Below are 20,876 nucleotides of genomic sequence, written 5' to 3' on the forward strand. Positions count from 1 at the left end.
GGGCCACCGCGCGGTCGCCACCCGCTACGACAAGCGCGACTACATGTTCCGCGGAACCATCGACGTCGCCTCGATCAGGATCTGGCTCCGCGACCCCGTCCCATGATCCAAGGGACACGCTCTAGCCCCCGAACAGCGCCGGGATCTTGATCACCAGCTGGTAGAGCCCGTACAGGAACGGCACGGCGACCCACACCCAGGCCAGCCAGGCGATGGCGGGCGGTCGGCCGTTCCGTCCACCGGCGTCCGCGGATGTGCTCATGCCGCCTGCGCTCCCGTCCTGGTCGTCGCCGCGCCGGACGCGGGCTCGTGGTACTTCTTGTGCACGGGCCGGATCAGCTCGTTGCAGACGAAGCCGACCACCAGCAGCCCGATCATGATCCAGAACGCCAGGGTGTACCGGCCCGGTCCTTCGACGCCCGCGGCGATTTGAGTGTCGGCGATCGCGTTGACGATCACGGGTCCGAGCACGCCCGCGGTCGACCACGCGGTGAGCAGCCTGCCGTGGATCGCACCCACCTGGTAGGTGCCGAACAGGTCGCGCAGGTAGGCGGGCACCGTCGCGAAGCCGCCGCCGTAGAACGACAGGATCAGCATCGACGCGATCAGGAACAGCGCCTGGTTACCGTTCCCCATCAGGGTGATCAACAGGTACAGCAGCGCGCCCACGCCCAGGTAGACGCGGTAGATGTTCTTGCGGCCGATGAGGTCGGACGTCGAGGACCAGATGAACCGGCCCGACATGTTGGCGAGCGACAGGATCGCGACGAACCCGGCGGCGGCGGCGACGATCTCGGTGCCGGCGTCCGGGAAGTAGTCCCGGAAGATCGGCGCGGCGCGCTCGAGGATGCCGATGCCCGCCGTGACGTTGAAGCACAGCACCACCCACAGCAGCCAGAACTGTGGCGTGCGGATCGCGTTGTTGGCCGAGACGTTGGCCGTGGTGATGAGCGATCCGGACTTCGCCTGCTCCGGGTGCCACCCGGCGGGCCTCCAGTCGTCGGCGGGGACCCGGATGAGGAGCCAGCCGACGGTCATGAAGATCGCGTACACGATGCCGTGGACGAGGAAGGCCAGTGCGATGCCGCTCGCCTGGGGGTCGTCACCGGTGGCGCCGAACCCGCTCAGCATCGACGCCGACCACGGCGACGCGATCAGCGCACCGCCACCGAAGCCCATGATCGCCAGACCGGTGGCCATGCCCGGCCGGTCCGGGAACCACTTGATCAGCGTGGACACCGGGGAGATGTAGCCGATGCCCAGGCCGATGCCGCCGATCACCCCGTAGCCGAGGATGACCAGCCAGTACTGCCCGATCGCCACGCCGAGCGCCGACACGAGGAAGCCCGTGGAGAAGCACACGGTCGCGATGAACATCGCCCAGCGCGGCCCGTTGCGGTCCACGGCGGTGCCGAACACCGCGGCGGACACGCCCAGCATCACGATGCCGAGGGTGAAGGGCAGCGCCGTCAGGGTCCCGGCGGCCGGGTTGCCCTCGAGCATGGTCGACGCGAGCGGGGTCTTGAACACGCTCCACGCGTAGGCCTGCCCGATCGCGAGGTGGATCGACAGCGCCGCGGGCGGAACCAGCCATCGGCTCCAGCCCGGCGGCGCGACGATGCGCTCGCGTTGCAGAAACCCGCCGGCCATGGCATCTCCCTCGGAACGGGGTCGAGCGATCGGGTGAACCTAGATTCGCGATAGATGCGCTCGCAACTGCTGGCGATGTCGATGCTCGGGCGATCGCCGACCGGCCCCGCAACCCGCCGAACGGTCGCCGAACGGTCGACGAACGGCCGACGAACGGGCGCGACGCGCAAAAAGCCGAACGCCGGCCCGCACCAGGTGCGGACCGGCGTTCGGAGGTACGAGCCGTCAGGCGGACCGTTCGCGCCGCTCCCGGCGCGCCGGCTGCCGCGGCACGATCGTGGGGTTCACGTTCTCGCGCACCGTCTGCTCGGTGACGACCACCTTCGCCACATCGTCGCGGCTCGGGATGTCGTACATGACCGACTGCAGCACCTCTTCCATGATCGCCCGCAGGCCGCGGGCGCCGGTGCCGCGCAGAATGGCCTGGTCGGCCACCGCCTCCAGCGCGTCGTCGGTGAACTCCAGCTCCACGCCGTCCATCTCGAAGAGCTTCTGGTACTGCTTCACCAGGGCGTTGCGGGGCTCGGTGAGGATCTTGACCAGGGCCTCCTTGTCCAGCGAGGTCACCGAGGCCACCACCGGCAGACGGCCGATGAACTCGGGGATCAGACCGAACTTGATGAGGTCCTCGGGCATGGTCTCGCCGAAGCTCGCCGACGTATCCAGGTCGTTCTTCGACCTGATCTCGGCGCCGAAGCCCAGCCCACGCTTGCCCACCCGGTCACCGATGATCTTCTCGAGGCCCGCGAACGCCCCGGCCACGATGAACAGCACGTTCGTCGTGTCGATCTGGATGAACTCCTGGTGCGGGTGCTTGCGCCCACCCTGCGGCGGCACGCTCGCCGTGGTGCCCTCGAGGATCTTCAGCAGCGCCTGCTGAACACCCTCACCGGAGACGTCCCGGGTGATCGACGGGTTCTCCGACTTGCGGGCGATCTTGTCGACCTCGTCGATGTAGATGATCCCGGTCTCGGCCCGCTTGACGTCGTAGTCGGCCGCCTGGATGAGCTTGAGCAGGATGTTCTCGACGTCCTCGCCGACGTAGCCCGCCTCCGTGAGCGCCGTGGCATCGGCGATCGCGAACGGGACGTTGAGCAGCTTCGCGAGTGTCTGCGCGAGGTAGGTCTTGCCGCAGCCCGTGGGGCCGAGCATGAGGATGTTCGATTTCGCGAGCTCGACGCCGTCGCCGTCGGAACCCCGCTTGTCGCCTGCCTGGATGCGCTTGTAGTGGTTGTAGACCGCCACCGACAACGTGCGCTTCGTCTGGGTCTGCCCGACGACGTACTGGTCGAGGAAGTCGTGGATCTCGGCGGGCTTGGGCAGCTCGTCGAGCTTGACCTCACCGGCCTCGGCCAGCTCCTCCTCGATGATCTCGTTGCAGAGATCGATGCACTCGTCGCAGATGTAGACGCCAGGACCGGCGATCAGTTTCTTGACCTGCTTCTGGCTCTTTCCGCAGAACGAGCACTTGAGCAGATCACCGCCGTCGCCGATGCGTGCCATGAGTGCAGACCCCAAATCCTCTTTTGTGCCGCCCCGTCCGGCGAGTCCGGGAGGCGCGCCCAGTCGTGACGGTACCCGTCCGACGCCTCCCCCGGGGAGCATCGCTGCACCCGGATTCGGCGACGCGTCGAGTTTCTTGGCGGAGCCGCTCGATCGCGGCGCCCCGGGGCGGGCGCACCCGCCCCGGGACCGGACCCTGACCGGGTCTCAGCCGACGGCCGACAGCTTCCGGCTCTGGATGATCTCGTCGACGATCCCGTACTCCTTGGCCTCCTCGGCCGTGAGGATCTTGTCGCGCTCGATGTCGTCGCGCACCTGCTCCGGAGTGCGGTTGCTGTGCTTGGCCAGCGTCGACTCCAGGAGCTTGCGCATCCGGGAGATCTCGGCGGCCTGGATCTCCAGGTCCGACACCTGGCCGTAGAAGCCCTCGGTGGCCGGCTGGTGGATCAGCACCCGCGCGTTCTGCACGGCGAGCCGGCGCCCGGGGGTGCCGGCGGCCAGCAGCACCGCCGCGGCCGACGCGGCCTGCCCGAGGCAGACCGTCTGGATGTCGGGCCGGATGAACTGCATGGTGTCGTAGATCGCCATCAGCGACGTGAACGAGCCGCCGGGCGAGTTGATGTACATGCTGATCTCGCGGTCCGGGTCGGCCGACTCCAGGCACAGCAGCTGCGCCATGACGTCGTTGGCCGACGCGTCGTCGATCTGCACCCCGAGGAAGATGATGCGCTCCTCGAAGAGCTTGTTGTACGGGTTGGACTCCTTGACCCCGTAGCTGGTGCGCTCGACGAACGACGGGAGCACGTACCGGCTCTGGGCGCCCTGCGGGGCGCGGCCACCGGGCATCTGGAAACTCATCGAGCACTCCCGTTCTGGCTACCCGCGTCGGGGAGCTGCCCGGCGCGGGAGATCACGTGGTCGACGAAGCCGTACTCGAGCGCCTCCTGCGCGGAGAACCAGCGGTCCCGGTCGAAGTCGGCGACGATCTTCTCGACCGGCTGGCCGGTGTGCGCGGCGATCAGCTCCGCCATCTCGCGCTTGTGGCGCTTGAACAGCTCCGCCTGGATCGAGATGTCCGACTCGGTGCCACCGACACCCGCCGACGGCTGGTGCATGAGGATCTGGCAGTGCGGCAGCGCGTACCGCTTACCGGGCGTGCCGGCCGAGAGCAGGAACTGGCCCATCGAGGCGGCCAGCCCCATCGCGTAGGTGGCCACGTCGCACTCGATGAACTCCATCGTGTCGAAGATGGCCATCCCGGCCGTGACCGAGCCACCCGGCGAGTTGATGTACAGCGAGATGTCGGCTTGTGAGTCCTCGGCCGACAGCAGCAGCATCTGCGCCGCGATCCGGTTGGCGATCTCGTCGTCGACCTGCTGTCCGAGCACCACGATCCGCTGCTGCAGCAGCCGCTCGTACACGGAATCGGACAGCGTCATCGACGCCGGGGCCCCGCCCCGTCGCATGTCCGCTCCCATCAGACGGTCCGCGCTACGCGGGCCGGTGTCCGCATGCGTCACTTCACCCTGCTTTCTGCTGGTCAGCTCGCGTGTGATTGTTCGGATCCGACCCTACGCGGACGGACGCCGGGCCCGCCGCGTACAGCCGGGGTGTTCGCTGTCGGCGTGGCGACCCCGGATCAGGAACCGGCCGGCGCCGGCTTCTCCTCGGCGGCCGCGCCGGTGTCCTCGGCAGCGGTGTCCTCGGCGCCCGCCGCCTCGTCGGACGTGGTGTCCTCGACGACCTCGCCCGGCACCTCGGTGGGCTCGGTGTCGTCGTCGCCCAGCAGCTCCGAGAGGTCGACCTCGTTGCCGGAGGCGTCGGTCACCGTGGCCGCGCGGACCGCGGTGATCAGCGCCTTGCTGCGCCGGACGTCGGCGTAGATGGCGCCCAGCTGACCGGCCTGCTGGATGCGCTGGACGAACTCCTCCGGCGGCATCTGGTACTGCTGCGCCTGGTAGACGATCCGCTCGGTGAGCTCCTGGTCGTTCACCGAGACCTGCTCGGCATCGGCCAGCGCGTCGAGCACGAGCCGGGTGCGCACGGACTTCTCCGCCTCGTCCCTGGTCTCGGTGTCGAACTCCTCGCGGGTGCGTCCCTGCGACTCGAGGAACTGCGCGAAGCGGTCCTCGTCGTGGTCGAAGCCGTGGACGGCGTCGTGCACGCGGGAGTCGACCTCGGCGGTGACGACGCTCTCCGGCAGCGGCACCTCGGTGGCGTCGACCAGCGCGTCGAGCACCTTGTCGCGCGCCTGGGTGACCTGCTCCATCTTCCGCACCCGGCCGAGGCGGTCGCGCAGGTCGGCGGTGAGCTCCTCGAGCGTGTCGAACTCGCTCGCCAGCAGGGCGAACTCGTCGTCGGCCTCGGGCAGCTGACGCTCCTTCACGGCGGTGACCGTGACGGTGATCTCGGCGTCCTTGTCGGCGTGCTCGCCGGCGACCAGCTTCGAGGTGAAGGTCTTCGACTCACCCGCGGACAGGCCCTGGATCGCCTCGTCGAGGCCGTCGATCAGCCCGCCCTGGCCCACCTGGTAGGAGAAGCCGGTGGTGGTGGCCTCCTCGACGGTCTCGCCGTCGACGGTGGCCGACAGGTCGATGAGGACGAAGTCGTCGGTGCCTGCGGCGCGCTCGACGCCGGTGAGCGTGCCGAAGCGGGCCCGCAGGTTCTCCAGCTGCTCGTCGACGTCGGCGTCGGTGACCTCGACGTCGTCGACGGACACGGCGAGCGAGTCGAGCTCGGGCAGCGCGATCTCCGGGCGGACGTCGACCTCGGCGGTGAACGCCAGCTTGTCACCGTCGGCGATCTCGGTGACCTCGATGTCGGGGCGGCCGATCGGGGTGACGTCCTCCGAGTTGGTGACGGCCTCGCTGTACTTCGTGGGGACGGCCCCGTTGACGACCTCCTCGAGGACCACGCCGCGACCCAGGCGGGCCTCGATGATGCGGGCCGGGACCTTGCCGGGGCGGAACCCCGGGACCCGGACCTGCTGCGCGATCTTCTTGTAGGCGCGGTCGAAGTCCGGCTTGAGCTCGTCGAACGGCACCTCGACGTTGATCCGGACTCGCGTCGGGCTCAGCCGCTCGACGGTGCTCTTCACGGTGGGGTACTCCTCGGTGCTGGAAACGACAGTGCGGACCGCAGTCGGGCAGTCCTCAGGCAGCCGGACGCGGCGCCGGGGCGCGCGCGGCCGGTCGCCCTCGCGAGTCTAGGCGAGACGCGCACGCCCACGCCGTCCGCCCACCGCAGGCGTGGTCAGGGCCGGTGCGACGGGTCGGGGACGGCTTCGGGGCCTGCCACGACGTCGCAGAACGTCACCTCGACGGCGACCGGTCCGACGAGCTCGTGCACGACCGCGGCGAGCTCGTCGGCCAGCCGGGGCAGCGGGGTGCCCAGCCGCACGACGACGGCGAGCTCGACCGGCTCGGTGCCGACCCCCACCCGCACACCGGCGATCCGGCGCCTGCCCGGGAGGTAGGACGCGACGACCCCGTGAGGGCCTGCGTCCAGCCGGGCGACGTCGGGGTGGGCGCGGACGGCGGCCGCGATCCGGGCCGCGATCTCGGCGGCGCCGTCGGGGACCGTGGCGGGCACCGGCGCAGGGTAGCCGCCTGCGCCGTCCGATCGCTCCGCGAGCTCCCTCTCCGGCTATCGTGGCAGCGATCAGATCGGGCCTTCCGGGACGGAGTTCGGTGGCGGCGAGCCAGGGCTGGGTGCAGCAGGCGGAGCCCGCGCCCGCGGAGCAGGCGCAGCCGCGGTCGGCCGCGGCGGAGCTCGACGAGCAGACGCTGGTCGTGCGCGCGCAGGAGGGGGACGTCCGGGCCTTCGAGGAGCTCGCCCGGCGCCACCAGGCCGCGCTCTACCGGCTCGCCGTGCGTGTGATGGGTGACGCCGCGGAGGCGGAGGACGCCCTGCAGGAGGCGCTGCTGGACGCGTGGCGGCGGATCGGCCGGTTCCGCGGGGACTCGGCGTTCTCCACCTGGATTTACCGGGTGGTCACCAACCGCTGCCTGGGGATGCTGCGCAGGCGGCGGCCGCTGCCGGTCGACCAGCTCGACACCGGGCTCGTGGCCCCGGACTCGCCGGAGCGGGCCGCCGAGATCGACGCGGGGATGGCGGCCCTCGGGCGGGCGCTGCAGGGCCTGCGCGACGAGCTGCGGATCTGCTGGGTGTTGCGGGAGCTGGAGGGTCTCGGGTACGCCGAGATCGCCGAGATCACAGGGGCGAGCGAGGACGCGGTGCGCGGCCGGATCCACCGGGCGCGCGTGCAGTTGGCGGAGGTGATGCGACCGTGGCGGTGACACCCGACCCGGCCGAGCCCGGCGCCGCCGCGCCCGTCGACCCGCTGGCGTGCGGCCGCGACGCCGCCCTCGTGTGGGACCGCGCGGAGGCGGGCGCGCCGCCGGACGAGCACGAACGCGACTGCCCGCACTGCCGGGCGGCCTTCGCCGACGCGCGCGGCCTCGATTCGGTCGTGCACCGGATGGCCGCCGAGGAGGTCGAGCCGCCGGCGTCGGTGCTCGACCGGGTGATGACCGCCGTCGTCACCGAGTTCCGCCCGCACGACGTGCTCACCCTGCACTCGCCGCACGGGCCCGCCCGGCTGAGCAGGCCCGCCGCGGCGGCGGTGCTGCGCCACGTCGTCGACCGGATGGGCGGGCTGCGGGCCCGCAGCTGCCGGATCGAGCAGCTCGCCGACGCTGCCGGCCAACCGCCCGCCGCGACCGTCTCCATGACGGTAACCGCCCGGTTCGGCGTCGACCTCGCGTCCGTGACCGCCCGGGTGCGGCAGATGGTCATCGCGGCGGGCGAGCAGGCACTGGGCGTGCCGGTGCGCCGGGTGGACATCGATGTCGTCGACGTCTTCGGGGAGCCGTGATGACCGGGCCCGGCACCGGGCCGGCGCCCGCCGTGCGCGTGCACGTCACCGACGCGGTGGTCGCGCGCGTGGCCGCGCGCAGCGCCCGCGGCGTGCCGGGTGTGGTGGCGCTGCGGACGAGCCTCGCCCAGGCGCTGCTCGGCATCGCCGGCGCCGTGCTCGGGCAGGACCAGTCCTGGCTGCCCGCCGACGGGGTGAGCGCCGCCGTGGACGGCACCTCGGCCGAGGTGTCGGTGACGATCGTGACCCGTCTCGGCCACAACTGCCGCGACCTGGCCCAGGCCCTGCAGCGGGACGTGGCCGCCGAGGTCGGGGCCTACACCGGCCTGGACATCGTGGTGTCGGTGACGATCGCCGACGTCCTGCTCGACTGAGCGGCGACTCGCACGTCAGAACCCGGCGACTCGCCTGTCGAGACCGGGCGACTCGCGTGTTCGGAACGGGCGACTCGCGGGACTCCGCGAGTCGCCCGGTTTCTCCCTGCGAGTCGCCCGGGTCCGCCAGGCGAGTCGCCCGGGTCGTCAGCGTCGGGGGACGCGGCGGTTGTGGAGGACGCAGTCGCCGCAGAGCCCGCCGCCGGGCACGCGGTAGTAGAGGCAGCAGCTGCGCCGGCGGAACGTCCACACGCGATCCGGGGCAACGGGCGGGAGCAGCTCCCCGGTGCCGGCCAGCTCGCCCGTCCCGAGGAGCCGCTCGGCCACCGCGGCGGCCCTTCCGGCCGCGGCCGGGCGCTGCATCGCGACCAGCCGCTCGGCGCTCGCCACCGCCGAGGCCGCGCTCCCCCACAGCAGCCGTTCGGCGATCGGGACCTGCGCCCGCACCGCGGCGACGAGCGGCGCCAGGTGCTCGTCGGACACGGCGGCGGCCAGTGCGTCGCCGGCCGCGTCGCTCTCCGGCACCCCGTCCGCATCCGGCTCGGCGCACCACAGCTGCAGCGGCCCGCTCGCCGCGGCTCGCCAGTGCAGGCGCCCGGCGTCCAGCCGCGGAAGTACCCCGTGCAGGACGGCCGCCGCGAACGGCGCCGACACCACGACGGCGGCGAGCCCCTGGAACGCGATCGACGCCGCCACCCGCCGGTCGCTGCCGAGCACCCGCCCGACGTGCGCGATCCGATCCCGCAGCGGCCGCGGGTCGGCGTAGAGCTCGGTCATGGGCCGCCAGGTGGGGTCCACGGCCTCGGCCGGGTCGGTGGCCACGGCGAAGAACGGTCCGAGCCCGGCGACGTCGGCCAGCACCGCCCGAACGTCGCTCATCCCAGCGCTCCTCCCGACCTGTCGCGACGTTCGTCACGAACGTCGACGGCGCGCTCACCGGACCGTGGCGCCGTGAGTACAGTGTCGGGGGTCGGGGCCCGGCAGTTCCCGGCGCCAGCGGCCGTCACCGGTACGAAACCGGCCGTACACACTACCTCATCCGGTGGGCCGACCGGCGCCCTGCGCGCTGGTCACGGTGGTCACTCACGCTCGCACTGGCGAACGGCCACTTCACATGCGACATTGTTGCCCGCGAACCCGCACCCGCTGACGCGTGCGCTCGCACCCCGCGCGTAGAGCCGGCCGACGCCCCACGACGGCGTCCGGTCGTCGTGCCGGCGTCCGAGGCGACACGTCCGTCCGGCTCGTCGCACGTTCTATGGCGCTCGATCGTCACGCATCCGTCAGACGCGGAACGGGTGTGAAGCCGGGGTGGCCAGATATTCTCGTTCCCAACTAATCACGTCGTCCCGATGCCAGATGTCGGGGTGCACCGAGACGACAGGAGGCACTCTTGGCTGCGAACTCAGCGGGTACCTCGAAGGGGCTGTACTCCCCGGACTTCGAGCACGACGCATGCGGCGTCGCCATGGTCGCCGACCTCGCCGGTCGGCGCGACCATGGCATCGTCCGCAAGGCGCTCACTGCGCTGCTGCGCATGGAGCACCGCGGCGCCCGTGGCGCCGAGTTCAACACCGGCGACGGTGCGGGGATCCTGATCCAGGTCCCCGACGAGTTCTTCCGGGCCGTCGTCGACTTCGAGCTCCCTGCGGCTGGTTCCTACGCCGTGGGTACCGCGTTCCTGCCGACCGAAACCTCCGATGCGGACGCGGCGGTCGCGGAGATCGACCGGATCGCCGCCGAGGAGAACCTGCGGGTGCTCGGCTGGCGCGACCTGCCCGTCGACGCCGACGCCGCCGACCTCGGGCCCACCGCGCGCGCCGCCATGCCGGGCTTCCGCCAGCTGTTCGTGGCCGGCGTCGAGGACCACGACGCACCCACCGGCATCGAGCTGGAGCGCCGTGCCTTCTGCCTGCGCAAGCGCGCCGAGCACGCCACCGGCACCTACTTCCCGAGCCTGTCGCCGCGCACCCTCGTCTACAAGGGGATGCTCGCCGAGCCGCAGGTCGAGGCGTTCTACCCGGACCTGTCGGACGAACGGGTCACGAGCGCGCTCGCCGTCGTCCACTCGCGGTTCTCCACCAACACGTTCCCGGCGTGGCCGCTGGCCCACCCGTACCGGTACGTGGCGCACAACGGTGAGATCAACACCTTGCGCGGCAACCGGAACTGGATGGCAGCGCGCGAGGCGCTCCTGCAGTCCGACCTCATCCCCGGCGACCTGGCCCGGCTCTCCCCGATCGTCACGCCGGACGCGAGCGACTCGGCCACCTTCGACGAGGTGCTGGAGCTGCTGCACCTCGGCGGGCGGAGCCTGCCGCACGCGGTGCTGATGATGATCCCGGAGGCGTGGGAGAACCACGAGGAGATGGACCCGGCCCGCCGGGCCTTCTACGAGTTCCACTCCACCCTCATGGAGCCGTGGGACGGGCCCGCGCTCGTCGCGTTCACCGACGGCACGCAGATCGGCGCCGTGCTCGACCGCAACGGCCTGCGCCCGGCCCGCTACTGGGTCACCGAGGACGGCACGGTCGTGCTCGCGTCCGAGGTCGGCGTCCTGGACGTCGAGCCGGGCTCCGTGGTGCGCAAGGGCCGCCTCGAGCCGGGCCGCATGTTCCTGGTCGACACCGAGGCCGGCCGCATCGTCGACGACGCCGAGATCAAGGGCGCGCTGTCGGCGGAGCACCCGTACGCCGAGTGGCTGCACGCCGGCCTGATCCGGCTCGAGGACCTGCCCGCCCGCGAGCGCGAGGTGCCCACGCACGCCGCACTCACCCACCGCCAGCGGTCGGCCGGCTACACCGAGGAGGAGCTGAACGTCCTGCTCAAGCCGATGGCGGCCACGGGGGCCGAGCCGATCGGGTCGATGGGCAACGACGCGCCGCTCGCCGGGATCTCGCAGCGTCCGCGGCAGCTCTTCGACTACTTCACGCAGCTGTTCGCTCAGGTCACGAACCCGCCGCTGGACGCGATCCGCGAGGAGCTCGTCACCTCGCTCGGGTCGCTGCTCGGCCCGGAGCAGAACCTGCTCGACGCGAGCCCGGCCACCTGCCGCACGATCGCGCTGCCGTTCCCGGTGCTCGGCAACGACGACCTCGCCAGGATCGTGCACATCAACGACGACGGGGAGTTCCCCGGCTTCGCCTCGCACACCGTCCGCGGCCTCTTCCCGGTGGCCGAGGACGGCCCGGGCCTCGTCCGCAGGCTCGAGGAGATCAAGGCGGAGGTCTCGCAGGCCATCGCGGACGGCGCGCGCCTGATCGTCCTGTCGCAGCGCGGGGTCGACCGCGACCACGCGGCGATCCCGTCGCTGCTCCTCACGGGGGCCGTGCACCACCACCTGGTGCGCGAGAGGACCCGCACCAGGGTCGGTCTCGTCGTCGAGTCCGCGGACGCCCGCGAGGTGCACCACATCGCGCTGCTGATCGGCTACGGCGCGGCCGCGGTGAACCCGTACCTGGCCATGGCCACGGTCGAGGACCTCGCCCTGCGCGGCGACATCCCCGGCGTGGACGCCCCGACGGCGGCGAAGAACCTGGTCAAGGCGCTCGGCAAGGGCCTGCGCAAGACCATGTCGAAGATCGGTGTCTCCACGGTGGCGTCCTACACGGGCGCGCAGATCTTCGAGGCCATCGGGCTCGGCCGCGAGGTCATCGACTCCTGCTTCGCCGGCACCACGTCCCGGCTGGGTGGCGTCGGCTTCGAGGTGCTCGCCGAGGAGGTGCTGCGCAACCACCGCAAGGCGTTCCCGAGCGACGAGGTGCGCGCGCAGCACCGCTCGCTCGAGGTGGGCGGCGAGTACGAGTGGCGCCGCGAGGGCGAGCTGCACCTGTTCAACCCGCAGACCGTCTTCAAGCTGCAGCACTCCACCCGCTCCGGCCGCTACGAGATCTTCAAGGACTACACGCGGCAGGTCGACGAGCAGGCCGGTAAGCTCATGACGCTGCGTGGCCTCTTCCGGTTCAAGGAGGGCGTGCGCCCGCCGGTCCCGATCGAGGAGGTCGAGCCGGTCGAGGACATCGTCAAGCGGTTCGCCACCGGCGCCATCTCCTACGGGTCCATCTCCAAGGAGATGCACGAGACCCTCGCCATCGCGATGAACCGGCTCGGCGCCAAGTCCAACACCGGGGAGGGCGGCGAGGACGCCGACCGCTACACCGTGGACGCAGGCGGCGACTCGCGGCGCTCGGCGATCAAGCAGGTCGCCTCCGGGCGCTTCGGCGTCACCAGTGAGTACCTGGTGAACTCCGACGACATCCAGATCAAGATCGCGCAGGGCGCCAAGCCCGGCGAGGGCGGCCAGCTGCCCGGCGGCAAGGTCTACCCCTGGATCGCCAAGACCCGGTACTCCACGCCGGGCGTCGGGCTGATCTCGCCGCCGCCGCACCACGACATCTACTCGATCGAGGACATCAAGCAGCTGATCCACGACCTGAAGAACGCCAACCCGGCGGCGCGCGTGCACGTCAAGCTCGTGTCGCAGGTCGGGGTCGGCACGGTCGCGGCGGGCGTGGCGAAGGCGCACTCCGACGTCGTGCTCATCTCCGGGCACGACGGCGGCACCGGCGCGTCGCCGCTGTCCTCGATCAAGCACGCGGGTGGGCCGTGGGAGCTCGGCCTCGCCGAGACCCAGCAGACGCTGCTGGTCAACGGGCTGCGCGACCGGATCGTCGTGCAGGCCGACGGCCAGCTCAAGACCGGCCGCGACGTCGTCGTCGCCGCCCTGCTGGGCGCCGAGGAGTTCGGCTTCGCGACGGCGCCGCTGGTGGTGTCGGGCTGCATCATGATGCGCGTCTGCCACCTCGACACCTGCCCGGTCGGCGTGGCCACGCAGAACCCCGAGCTGCGCAAGCGGTTCGACGGGCGCCCGGAGTACGTCGTCAACTTCATGCGCTTCGTGGCGCAGGAGGTGCGCGAGTACCTGGCGCAGCTGGGCTTCCGCTCGGTCGCCGAGGCCGTCGGGCATGCGGAGATGCTCGACACCGACGACGCGGTGCGGCACTGGAAGACCGAGGGCCTGGACCTCTCGCCGATCTTCCACAGCCCGCAGCTGCCGCCCGGCACGGTGCGCCACCAGGTGAAGGCCCAGGACCACGGGCTGGAGAAGGCGCTGGACAACACGCTGATCCAGCTGTGCGAGGGCGCGCTGTCCTCGGGGGACAAGGTGCACCTGGACATGCCGGTGCGCAACGTCAACCGCACCGTCGGGACGATGCTCGGCTACGAGCTCACCAGGCGTTGGGGCGGCGAGGGCCTGCCGGACGACACGATCGACGTCACGCTCAGCGGCTCGGCAGGGCAGAGCTTCGGCGCCTTCGTGCCGAAGGGCATCACCCTGCGGCTGGTCGGCGACACGAACGACTACTTCGGCAAGGGGCTGTCCGGCGGGCGGCTCACGCTGCGGCCCGACCCGGCCGCGCCGTTCGCGGCCGAGGAGAACATCATCGCCGGCAACGTCATCGGCTACGGGGCCACGTCGGGCGAGATGTTCATCCGCGGCGTCGTCGGCGAGCGATTCTGCGTGCGCAACTCCGGCGCGCTCGCCGTCGTCGAGGGCGTGGGTGACCACGGCTGCGAGTACATGACCGGCGGCCGCGTGGTCGTGCTCGGCAGGGTCGGGCGCAACTTCGCGGCCGGCATGTCGGGCGGCGTCGCGTACGTACTCGACGTGCCCCGCCACCGCGTCAACGGCGAGATGGTCGACGTCGACCCGCTCGACGACGCCGACCGCGAGTTCCTGCGCAGCACGGTCGAGCGCCACCACGCCGAGACCGGCTCGGCGGTGGCCCACGCCCTGCTGACGGACTGGGACGTCGCCGTCGAGCGGTTCGGCAAGGTCATGCCCAAGGACTACAAGCGGGTGCTGCAGGCCCGCGCGGCGGCCGAGCGCGACGGCCGTGACGTCAATGAAGCGATCATGGAGGCGGCTCATGGGTGACCCGAAGGGATTCCTGACCACCCCTCGCGAGGCCCCGACGCGCCGTCCGGTCGACCTGCGCCTGATGGACTGGCGCGAGGTCTATGAGGAGTTCCCGGACGGCAAGCTGGAGAAGCAGGCGGCGCGCTGCATGAACTGCGGCATCCCGTTCTGCCACCAGGGCTGCCCGCTCGGGAACCTCATCCCGGACTGGAACGACCTCGTCTACCGCAAGGACTGGCGCGAGGCGATCGAACGGCTGCACGCCACGAACAACTTCCCGGAGTTCACCGGGACGCTCTGCCCCGCCCCGTGCGAGTCGGCGTGCGTGCTGGCGATCAACGACGACGCCGTGACGATCAAGCAGATCGAGCTGCAGATCGTCGATCACGCCTGGGAGGAGGGCTGGATCGCGCCGCAGGTGCCCGCCACCAGGACCGGGAAGAAGGTCGCGGTGGTCGGGTCCGGGCCCGCCGGGCTCGCGGCGGCCCAGCAGCTCACCCGCGTCGGGCACGACGTCGTGGTCTTCGAGCGGGCCGACCGGATCGGCGGCCTGCTGCGCTACGGCATCCCCGAGTTCAAGATGGAGAAGTCGCGCCTCGACCGGCGGCTGCGGCAGATGCGCGACGAGGGCACGCACTTCCGCGCATCGGTGGACGTCGGCACGGACATCACCGTCGAGCAGCTGCGGGCCGACTACGACGCCGTGGTGCTCGCGGGCGGGGCCACCGCCTGGCGCGACCTGCCGGCACCCGGCCGCGAGGTCGAGGGCGTCCACCAGGCGATGGAGTACCTGCCGTGGGCCAACCACGTGCAGCAGGGCGACATCGACGCCCCCGCGATCAGCGCCGAGGGCAAGCACGTCGTGATCATCGGTGGCGGTGACACCGGCGCCGACTGCCTGGGCACCGCCCACCGGCAGGGTGCCGCGTCGGTGACGCAGCTGGAGATCATGCCGACGCCCCCGGAGAAGCGCACCGAGGGCATGCCGTGGCCGACCTACCCGATAGTCTACCGGGTGTCGTCCGCCCACGAGGAGGGCGGCGAGCGGCTGTTCTCGGTGAACACCACCGAGTTCGTCGGCGACGCCGACGGCAAGCTGCAGGCCCTGCGACTCGTCGAGGTGCGCCGCGACGACAACGGGCGGTTCGTGCCGGTCGAGGGCACCGAGCGGGAGATCCCCGCGCAGCTGGTGCTGCTCGCGATGGGCTTCGTCGGGCCGGAGAAGGGCAAGCTGCTCTCCGACCTCGGCGTCGACCTGGACGAGCGCGGCAACGTCGCCCGCGACGACAGCTACATGACGAACGTCGAGGGCGTCTTCTCGGCGGGCGACATGGGCCGGGGCCAGTCCCTGATCGTCTGGGCGATCGCGGAGGGCCGCGCGGCCGCGGCCGGGGTGGACGCCTACCTGACGGGTCGGGACGTCCTCCCCCGCCCGATCGCGCCGACGGACCGCCAGATCGCCTGACACACCGACGCACGTCGATCGGGCCCGGATTCGCACGGATCCGGGCCCGATCTGCATCTGCGGACACCAGGCACACCTGGTGGCGGCCGTGCGCATGTCCGGACTCGTGTCTGGTCGCCCGTATCATCCGGCGGTGCCCGTCTCCGATGACCTTGATGCGTTCGAGCACCTGGACACCTCGACGCTGCCGCCGCGTCAGCAGCGGATCCTGGCCGCGATCCGGGACTGGGTGGTCCGGTACGGGTACCCGCCGAGTACGCGCGAGATCGGTGATGCCGTCGGACTGCGGTCGCCGTCGTCGGTGTCGAAGCACGTGGCGAGCCTGGAGGAGAAGGGGTTCCTCCGGCGTGGCACGGCGATGTGCCGACCGATCGATGTGCGCGTCTTCCTGCAAGAGCCCCAGGCGCGGGAAGCCGCCGACGACTCGGTGCCCGTGCCCGTGGTCGGCGATATCGCCGCGGGGACTCCCATCGCGGCGGAAGAGCACGTCGACGGCTTCCTGACGCTGCCCCGCGAACTCGCCGGGCGCGGCAACGTCTTCGCTCTGCGTGTCCGCGGTGACTCGATGATCGACGCTGCGATCTGCGACGGCGACACCGTCGTGGTGCGCCAGCAGTCCGAGGCCCATTCGGGCCAGATCGTCGCCGCGATGATCGATGGCGAGGCCACGGTGAAGGTGTACCGCCGCCGCAACGGACACGTCTACCTCGAGCCGCGCAACCCGGCTTACGACGTCATCGACGGCGACGAGTGCGTTGTGCTGGGCGTCATCGTCTCGGTGCTGCGCAGCGTCTGAGGAGGAGCCCGCCGGGGGCGCGCGGTCTCGGCGAAGGAACGGACCTGGGTCGTCGCCCACCGGTGTTACGAGACCGTGACGCACGCCCGTCCTTCGAAAGGGTTGACGCTGCCCCCTGTTAGCGCTCACATTGGTGCGCCCGCCAGGTGGGTGGGCAGGAGCGCCGGCTCACGGAGCAGGGCAGCGTCTCGAGGAGGAGATGGACGTGCGCAGAAGGCTCGGAACGGCTGTCGTGGGCAGCGTGCTGGCGCTCGCACTGGCGGCCTGCGCCGGTGAGGGCGCCGGCGGGGGCGGAGGCGCGGGCACCGGCGCCGAGGCGGAGGAGCTCCTCGTCGGGGTGTCGATGCCGACCCAGACCTCGGAGCGGTGGATCGCCGACGGCGACTCGGTGCGGCAGCAGCTGCAGGAGGCGGGCTACCAGGTCGAGCTGCAGTACGCGGGCGACGACATCCCGACGCAATCGCAACAGGTCGACCAGATGATCACCCAGGGCGCCGACCTGCTGATCATCGCCGCCATCGACGGCACCGCGCTGAGCAGCCAGCTGCAGGCCGCGGCCGATGCCGGCATCCCCGTCATCGCCTACGACCGGCTCATCCGCGACAGCGAGAACGTCGACTTCTACGTCACGTTCGACAACTTCCAGGTCGGCGTCGCACAGGCCAACGCCCTGCTCACCGGGCTGGGCCTGCGGAACGCCGACGGCTCGCCCGGCTCCGCCACCGGGCCGTTCAACATCGAGATCTTCGCCGGCTCGCTGGACGACAACAATGCGTTCTTCTTCTTCGACGGCGCGATGTCGGTGCTCCAGCCGCTCATCGACGACGGGACGCTGGTCGTCAAGAGCACCCAGACCTCCATCGAGCAGGCCGCGATCCTGCGCTGGCAGCAGGAGACCGCCCAGCGGCGCATGGAGGACCTGCTGACCGCCGGCTACAACGACGGCACGCGCCTCGACGGCGTCCTCTCCCCCTACGACGGCATCTCCCGCGGCATCATCACTGCCCTGCAGAACGCCGGGTACGGCACGGCGGAGAACCCCATGCCGGTCATCACCGGACAGGACGCGGAGATCGCCTCGGTCAAGCTCATCGCCGACGGCGTCCAGCACTCCACGATCTTCAAGGACACCCGTCTGCTGGCCGAGCAGGCCGGCATCGCCGGCGAGGCGTTCCTCGGCGGCAGCGAGCCGGAGGCCAACGACACCGAGACCTACGACAACGGTGTGAAGGTCGTGCCGTCCTACCTGCTCCCGATCGAGACGGTGTACGCGGACAACATCCAGTCCGTGCTCGTCGACACCGGCTACTGGACGGCCGAGGAGGTCGCCAGCGGCCAAGCGAGCTGACCGGTGGCTGATCAGATGGCCGAGCACATCCTGCAGATGTGCGGCATCACCAAGACCTTCCCCGGCGTCACGGCGCTGGAGGACGTGAACCTGGCGGTGCAGCGCGGTGAGATCCACGCGATCTGCGGCGAGAACGGCGCCGGCAAGTCGACGCTGATGAAGGTGCTCTCCGGCGTCCACCCGACGGGCAGCTACGACGGCGAGATCACCTTCGACGGCGGCCCCGTGCGGTTCGGCGGGATCCGCGACAGCGAGCGCGTGGGCATCGTGATCATCCACCAGGAGCTCGCGCTCGTGCCGTACCTCTCGATCGCCGAGAACATCTTCCTCGGCAACGAGCGGAAGGGCCGCGGCGGGCTCATCGACTGGAACAAGGCGAACGCGGACGCGGCGCGGCTCCTCGCCGAGGTCGGGCTCCACGAGAACCCCGTCACGCCGGTCGGCCAGCTCGGAGTCGGCAAGCAGCAGCTCGTGGAGATCGCGAAGGCGCTGTCCAAGGACGTGCGGCTGCTCATCCTCGACGAGCCGACCGCCGCGCTCAACGACAGCGACTCCGCACACCTGCTCGACCTGCTGCGCCTCCTCAGGGACCGCGGCATCACCTCGATCATGATCTCGCACAAGCTGAACGAGATCGTCGGCATCGCCGATCGCACCACCGTCATCCGGGACGGCCGGACGGTCGAGACGCTGGACATGCGCGAGCCGGACGCGACGCAGGACCGGATCATCCGCGGGATGGTCGGCCGCGACCTGGAGAGCTTCTACCCCGAGCGCGAGTCGGCGCCCGGGGAGGAGGTGCTGCGGGTCGAGGACTGGACGGTCTGGCACCCGACCCAGGACCGCAAGGTCGTCGACGGCGCGGGCCTCACGGTCCGTGCCGGCGAGGTCGTCGGGATCGCCGGGCTCATGGGTGCCGGACGCACCGAGCTCGCGATGAGCATCTTCGGGCGGTCCTACGGGCGCAACATCTCCGGGCGGCTGTTCGTCCGCGGCACGGAGGTGCGCGCCCGCACGGTCGCCGAGGCGATCGGCAACGGCATCGCCTACGCCACCGAGGACCGCAAGAAGTACGGGCTCAACCTCATCGAGGACATCCGGCGCAACGTCTCGGCGGCCGGGCTGCGCAAGCTGTCGCGGCGCGGCTGGGTCAACGGCAACGAGGAGACCAAGGTCGCCGAGGAGAGCCGCCGGAACATGAACATCAAGGCGCCGAGCGTCATGAGCGTCGTGGGCAAGCTCTCCGGCGGCAACCAGCAGAAGGTCGTGCTGTCGAAGTGGCTGTTCACCGACCCGGACGTGCTGATCCTGGACGAGCCCACCCGCGGCATCGACGTCGGCGCGAAGTACGAGATCTACACGATCGTCAACCGGCTGGTCGCGGCCGGGAAGGCGGTGCTCGTGATCTCGTCCGAGCTGCCGGAGCTGCTCGGCATCTGCGACCGCATCTACACGCTGTCCGCCGGTCGCATCACCGGTGAGGTGCCGGTGCGCGAGGCGACCCAGGAGGGCCTGATGGCGCTCATGACCACGGAGAGGGAACTCGCCGGATGACCAGGACCGCGCCGTCGCAGACGGACCCGGCCGAGGAGCCGGGCGGCAGGCCCGCCGCGGCGCTGCACACCGGGACCAGCGACATCCGCACGCTGCTCACCCGCAACCTGCGCCAGAGCGGCATCTACGTGGCCTTCGTGGCGATCGTGGCGCTGTTCGCGATCCTCACCGACGGGGTGCTGCTCAGCCCCATCAACATCACGAACATCGTCCTGCAGTACTCCTACATCCTCGTGCTGGCGATCGGCATGGTCATCGTGATCATCGCCGGGCACATCGACCTCTCGGTCGGGTCGGTGGTGGCGCTGACCGGCGCCGTCTCGGCGGTCGTGGTCATCCAGCAGGGCATGCCGTGGTGGGTCGGGATCCTCGCCGCGCTGGGCGTCGGCCTGGCGGTCGGCGCATGGCACGGCTTCTGGGTGGCCTACGTCGGCATCCCCGCGTTCATCGTCACCCTTGCCGGCATGCTGCTGTTCCGCGGCCTGACGCTGCGGGTGCTGGACAACATCTCGCTCTCGCCGTTCCCGGCGGAGTACCAGGAGGTGGCCAACGGCTTCCTCAACGGCCTGATCGGCGGCCAGGGCTACGACGCGTTCACGCTGCTCATCGGCGCGATCGCGGTGGCGGGCTACGCGGTCAGCGGGTTCCGGACCCGCGTCGCCCGCATCACCTACCAGCAGCCGGTCGAGTCGTTCCCGCTGTTCGTCGCGCGGGTCGTGCTCGTCGGGGCCGTGGTCATGTACTTCGCCTGGCAGCTCGCGCACGCCCGCGGCCTGCCGGTCGTGCTGATCATCCTGGCGGTGCTGGTGCTCGCCTATGGGGTCGTCACGCGGCGGACGGTCTTCGGCCGGCAGGTCTACGCCATCGGCGGCAACCTGTCGGCGGCCATGCTCTCCGGCGTCAAGGTCCGCACGGTCAACTTCTGGATCTTCGTCAACATGGGGCTGCTGTCCGCGGTCGCCGGGATCATCTACTCCTCCCGGATCAACGGATCCCAGCCGGGCGCGGGCAACATGTTCGAGCTCGACGCGATCGCGGCGGCGTTCATCGGCGGCGCGGCCGTGACCGGCGGAGTGGGGACCGTCGTCGGTGCCATGGTCGGTGGCCTGATCATGGCCGTGATGAGCAACGGCATGCAGCTCATGGGCATCGACCAGTCCATCCAGTCGGTGGTCAAGGGCCTCGTGCTGCTCCTGGCCGTGGCCTTCGACGTCTACAACAAGCGCCGGGCGGGCGCGTCGCGCTGAGCGAGTCCGGCCCCCCGATTGCAGCAAAGTCCCCCATGGCCTTCGGCCGCCACGAGGTATGAGAATCGGGTCGGGTCCGGCTGAGCTCGGTTGGCATTGGTGCGTCTAGCCCGAAGCAAAGTCTGAGGCCTGGGGGCCTTCCC

General features: G+C 70.9%; 17 protein-coding genes. 9 read left to right on the forward strand and 8 right to left on the reverse strand.

Annotation, left to right across the window (positions count from 1 at the left end):
• Positions 1-121: 121 nt before the first annotated feature.
• From KME75_RS26840 to KME75_RS26870, 7 genes are all read right to left on the reverse strand, one after another.
• The gene (locus KME75_RS26840) at positions 122-262 is read right to left on the reverse strand and encodes an MFS transporter small subunit (protein WP_219417667.1); all 141 of its coding nucleotides are present in this window, start codon (positions 260-262) and stop codon (positions 122-124) included.
• Positions 259-1,650: an OFA family MFS transporter gene (locus KME75_RS26845; protein ID WP_219417668.1), complete on the reverse strand. Its 1,392-nt coding sequence runs from the start codon at positions 1,648-1,650 to the stop codon at positions 259-261. The genes KME75_RS26840 and KME75_RS26845 overlap by 4 nt, the downstream gene beginning before the upstream one ends.
• Before the next feature lie 225 nt (positions 1,651-1,875).
• Positions 1,876-3,153, reverse strand: a complete 1,278-nt coding sequence (gene clpX, locus KME75_RS26850; protein ID WP_219417669.1) for an ATP-dependent Clp protease ATP-binding subunit ClpX — start codon at positions 3,151-3,153, stop codon at positions 1,876-1,878.
• Between the two features lie 207 nt (positions 3,154-3,360).
• Complete coding sequence (locus KME75_RS26855; RefSeq protein WP_281424709.1) at positions 3,361-4,011, reverse strand: ATP-dependent Clp protease proteolytic subunit; 651 nt, start codon at positions 4,009-4,011, stop codon at positions 3,361-3,363.
• Positions 4,008-4,619, reverse strand: a complete 612-nt coding sequence (locus tag KME75_RS26860) for an ATP-dependent Clp protease proteolytic subunit (RefSeq protein WP_219417670.1) — start codon at positions 4,617-4,619, stop codon at positions 4,008-4,010. The genes KME75_RS26855 and KME75_RS26860 overlap by 4 nt, the downstream gene beginning before the upstream one ends.
• A gap of 173 nt (positions 4,620-4,792) precedes the next feature.
• On the reverse strand, positions 4,793-6,250 hold the full coding sequence (gene tig, locus KME75_RS26865) for a trigger factor (RefSeq protein WP_219417671.1): 1,458 nt from the start codon (positions 6,248-6,250) through the stop codon (positions 4,793-4,795).
• A 155-nt stretch (positions 6,251-6,405) separates the two neighbouring features.
• The gene (locus KME75_RS26870; RefSeq protein ID WP_219417672.1) at positions 6,406-6,744 is read right to left on the reverse strand and encodes a hypothetical protein; all 339 of its coding nucleotides are present in this window, start codon (positions 6,742-6,744) and stop codon (positions 6,406-6,408) included.
• Positions 6,745-6,842: 98 nt separating this feature from the next.
• Here KME75_RS26870 and KME75_RS26875 point away from each other — a divergent pair, with 98 nt between their 5' ends.
• Genes KME75_RS26875 through KME75_RS26885 form a run of 3 tightly spaced genes read left to right on the forward strand, consistent with a single transcriptional unit; the run spans position 6,843 to position 8,403 of the window.
• Positions 6,843-7,451 (forward strand): RNA polymerase sigma factor, encoded by a 609-nt coding sequence (locus KME75_RS26875; protein ID WP_308283107.1) that lies wholly within the window; start codon positions 6,843-6,845, stop codon positions 7,449-7,451.
• Positions 7,442-8,029 carry an Asp23/Gls24 family envelope stress response protein gene (locus KME75_RS26880; RefSeq protein WP_308283108.1) on the forward strand — a complete coding sequence of 196 codons (588 nt, stop codon included), beginning with the start codon at positions 7,442-7,444 and terminating at the stop codon, positions 8,027-8,029. Before KME75_RS26875 ends, KME75_RS26880 begins: the two co-directional genes overlap by 10 nt.
• Positions 8,029-8,403, forward strand: a complete 375-nt coding sequence (locus KME75_RS26885; protein ID WP_219417673.1) for an Asp23/Gls24 family envelope stress response protein — start codon at positions 8,029-8,031, stop codon at positions 8,401-8,403. The genes KME75_RS26880 and KME75_RS26885 overlap by 1 nt, the downstream gene beginning before the upstream one ends.
• 147 nt (positions 8,404-8,550) lie before the next feature.
• On the opposite strand, the gene KME75_RS26890 is transcribed toward KME75_RS26885, so the two are convergent.
• Positions 8,551-9,282 carry a (2Fe-2S)-binding protein gene (locus tag KME75_RS26890; protein ID WP_219417674.1) on the reverse strand — a complete coding sequence of 244 codons (732 nt, stop codon included), beginning with the start codon at positions 9,280-9,282 and terminating at the stop codon, positions 8,551-8,553.
• Between the two features lie 514 nt (positions 9,283-9,796).
• Here KME75_RS26890 and gltB point away from each other — a divergent pair.
• The 6 genes from gltB (at position 9,797) to mmsB (ending at position 20,733) form a co-directional block, all read left to right on the forward strand.
• A complete protein-coding gene (gltB, locus tag KME75_RS26895; protein WP_219417675.1) occupies positions 9,797-14,341 on the forward strand; it encodes a glutamate synthase large subunit in 4,545 nt (1,514 codons plus the stop codon).
• Positions 14,334-15,788: a glutamate synthase subunit beta gene (locus KME75_RS26900; RefSeq protein WP_219417676.1), complete on the forward strand. Its 1,455-nt coding sequence runs from the start codon at positions 14,334-14,336 to the stop codon at positions 15,786-15,788. The genes gltB and KME75_RS26900 overlap by 8 nt, the downstream gene beginning before the upstream one ends.
• 94 nt (positions 15,789-15,882) lie before the next feature.
• Positions 15,883-16,584 (forward strand): transcriptional repressor LexA, encoded by a 702-nt coding sequence (gene lexA, locus KME75_RS26905; protein ID WP_219417682.1) that lies wholly within the window; start codon positions 15,883-15,885, stop codon positions 16,582-16,584.
• Between the two features lie 205 nt (positions 16,585-16,789).
• Positions 16,790-17,932 (forward strand): multiple monosaccharide ABC transporter substrate-binding protein, encoded by a 1,143-nt coding sequence (gene chvE, locus KME75_RS26910; RefSeq protein ID WP_308283109.1) that lies wholly within the window; start codon positions 16,790-16,792, stop codon positions 17,930-17,932.
• Positions 17,933-17,947: 15 nt separating this feature from the next.
• Positions 17,948-19,486 (forward strand): multiple monosaccharide ABC transporter ATP-binding protein, encoded by a 1,539-nt coding sequence (gene mmsA, locus KME75_RS26915; RefSeq protein WP_219417683.1) that lies wholly within the window; start codon positions 17,948-17,950, stop codon positions 19,484-19,486.
• Entirely contained in the window at positions 19,483-20,733 is a 1,251-nt protein-coding gene (mmsB, locus tag KME75_RS26920) for a multiple monosaccharide ABC transporter permease (RefSeq protein ID WP_219417678.1), read from the forward strand. Before mmsA ends, mmsB begins: the two co-directional genes overlap by 4 nt.
• Positions 20,734-20,876 lie beyond the last annotated feature (143 nt).

Origin of the sequence: Pseudonocardia nigra, from assembly GCF_019396355.1 — a bacterium.
GTDB lineage: Bacteria > Actinomycetota > Actinomycetes > Mycobacteriales > Pseudonocardiaceae > Pseudonocardia > Pseudonocardia nigra.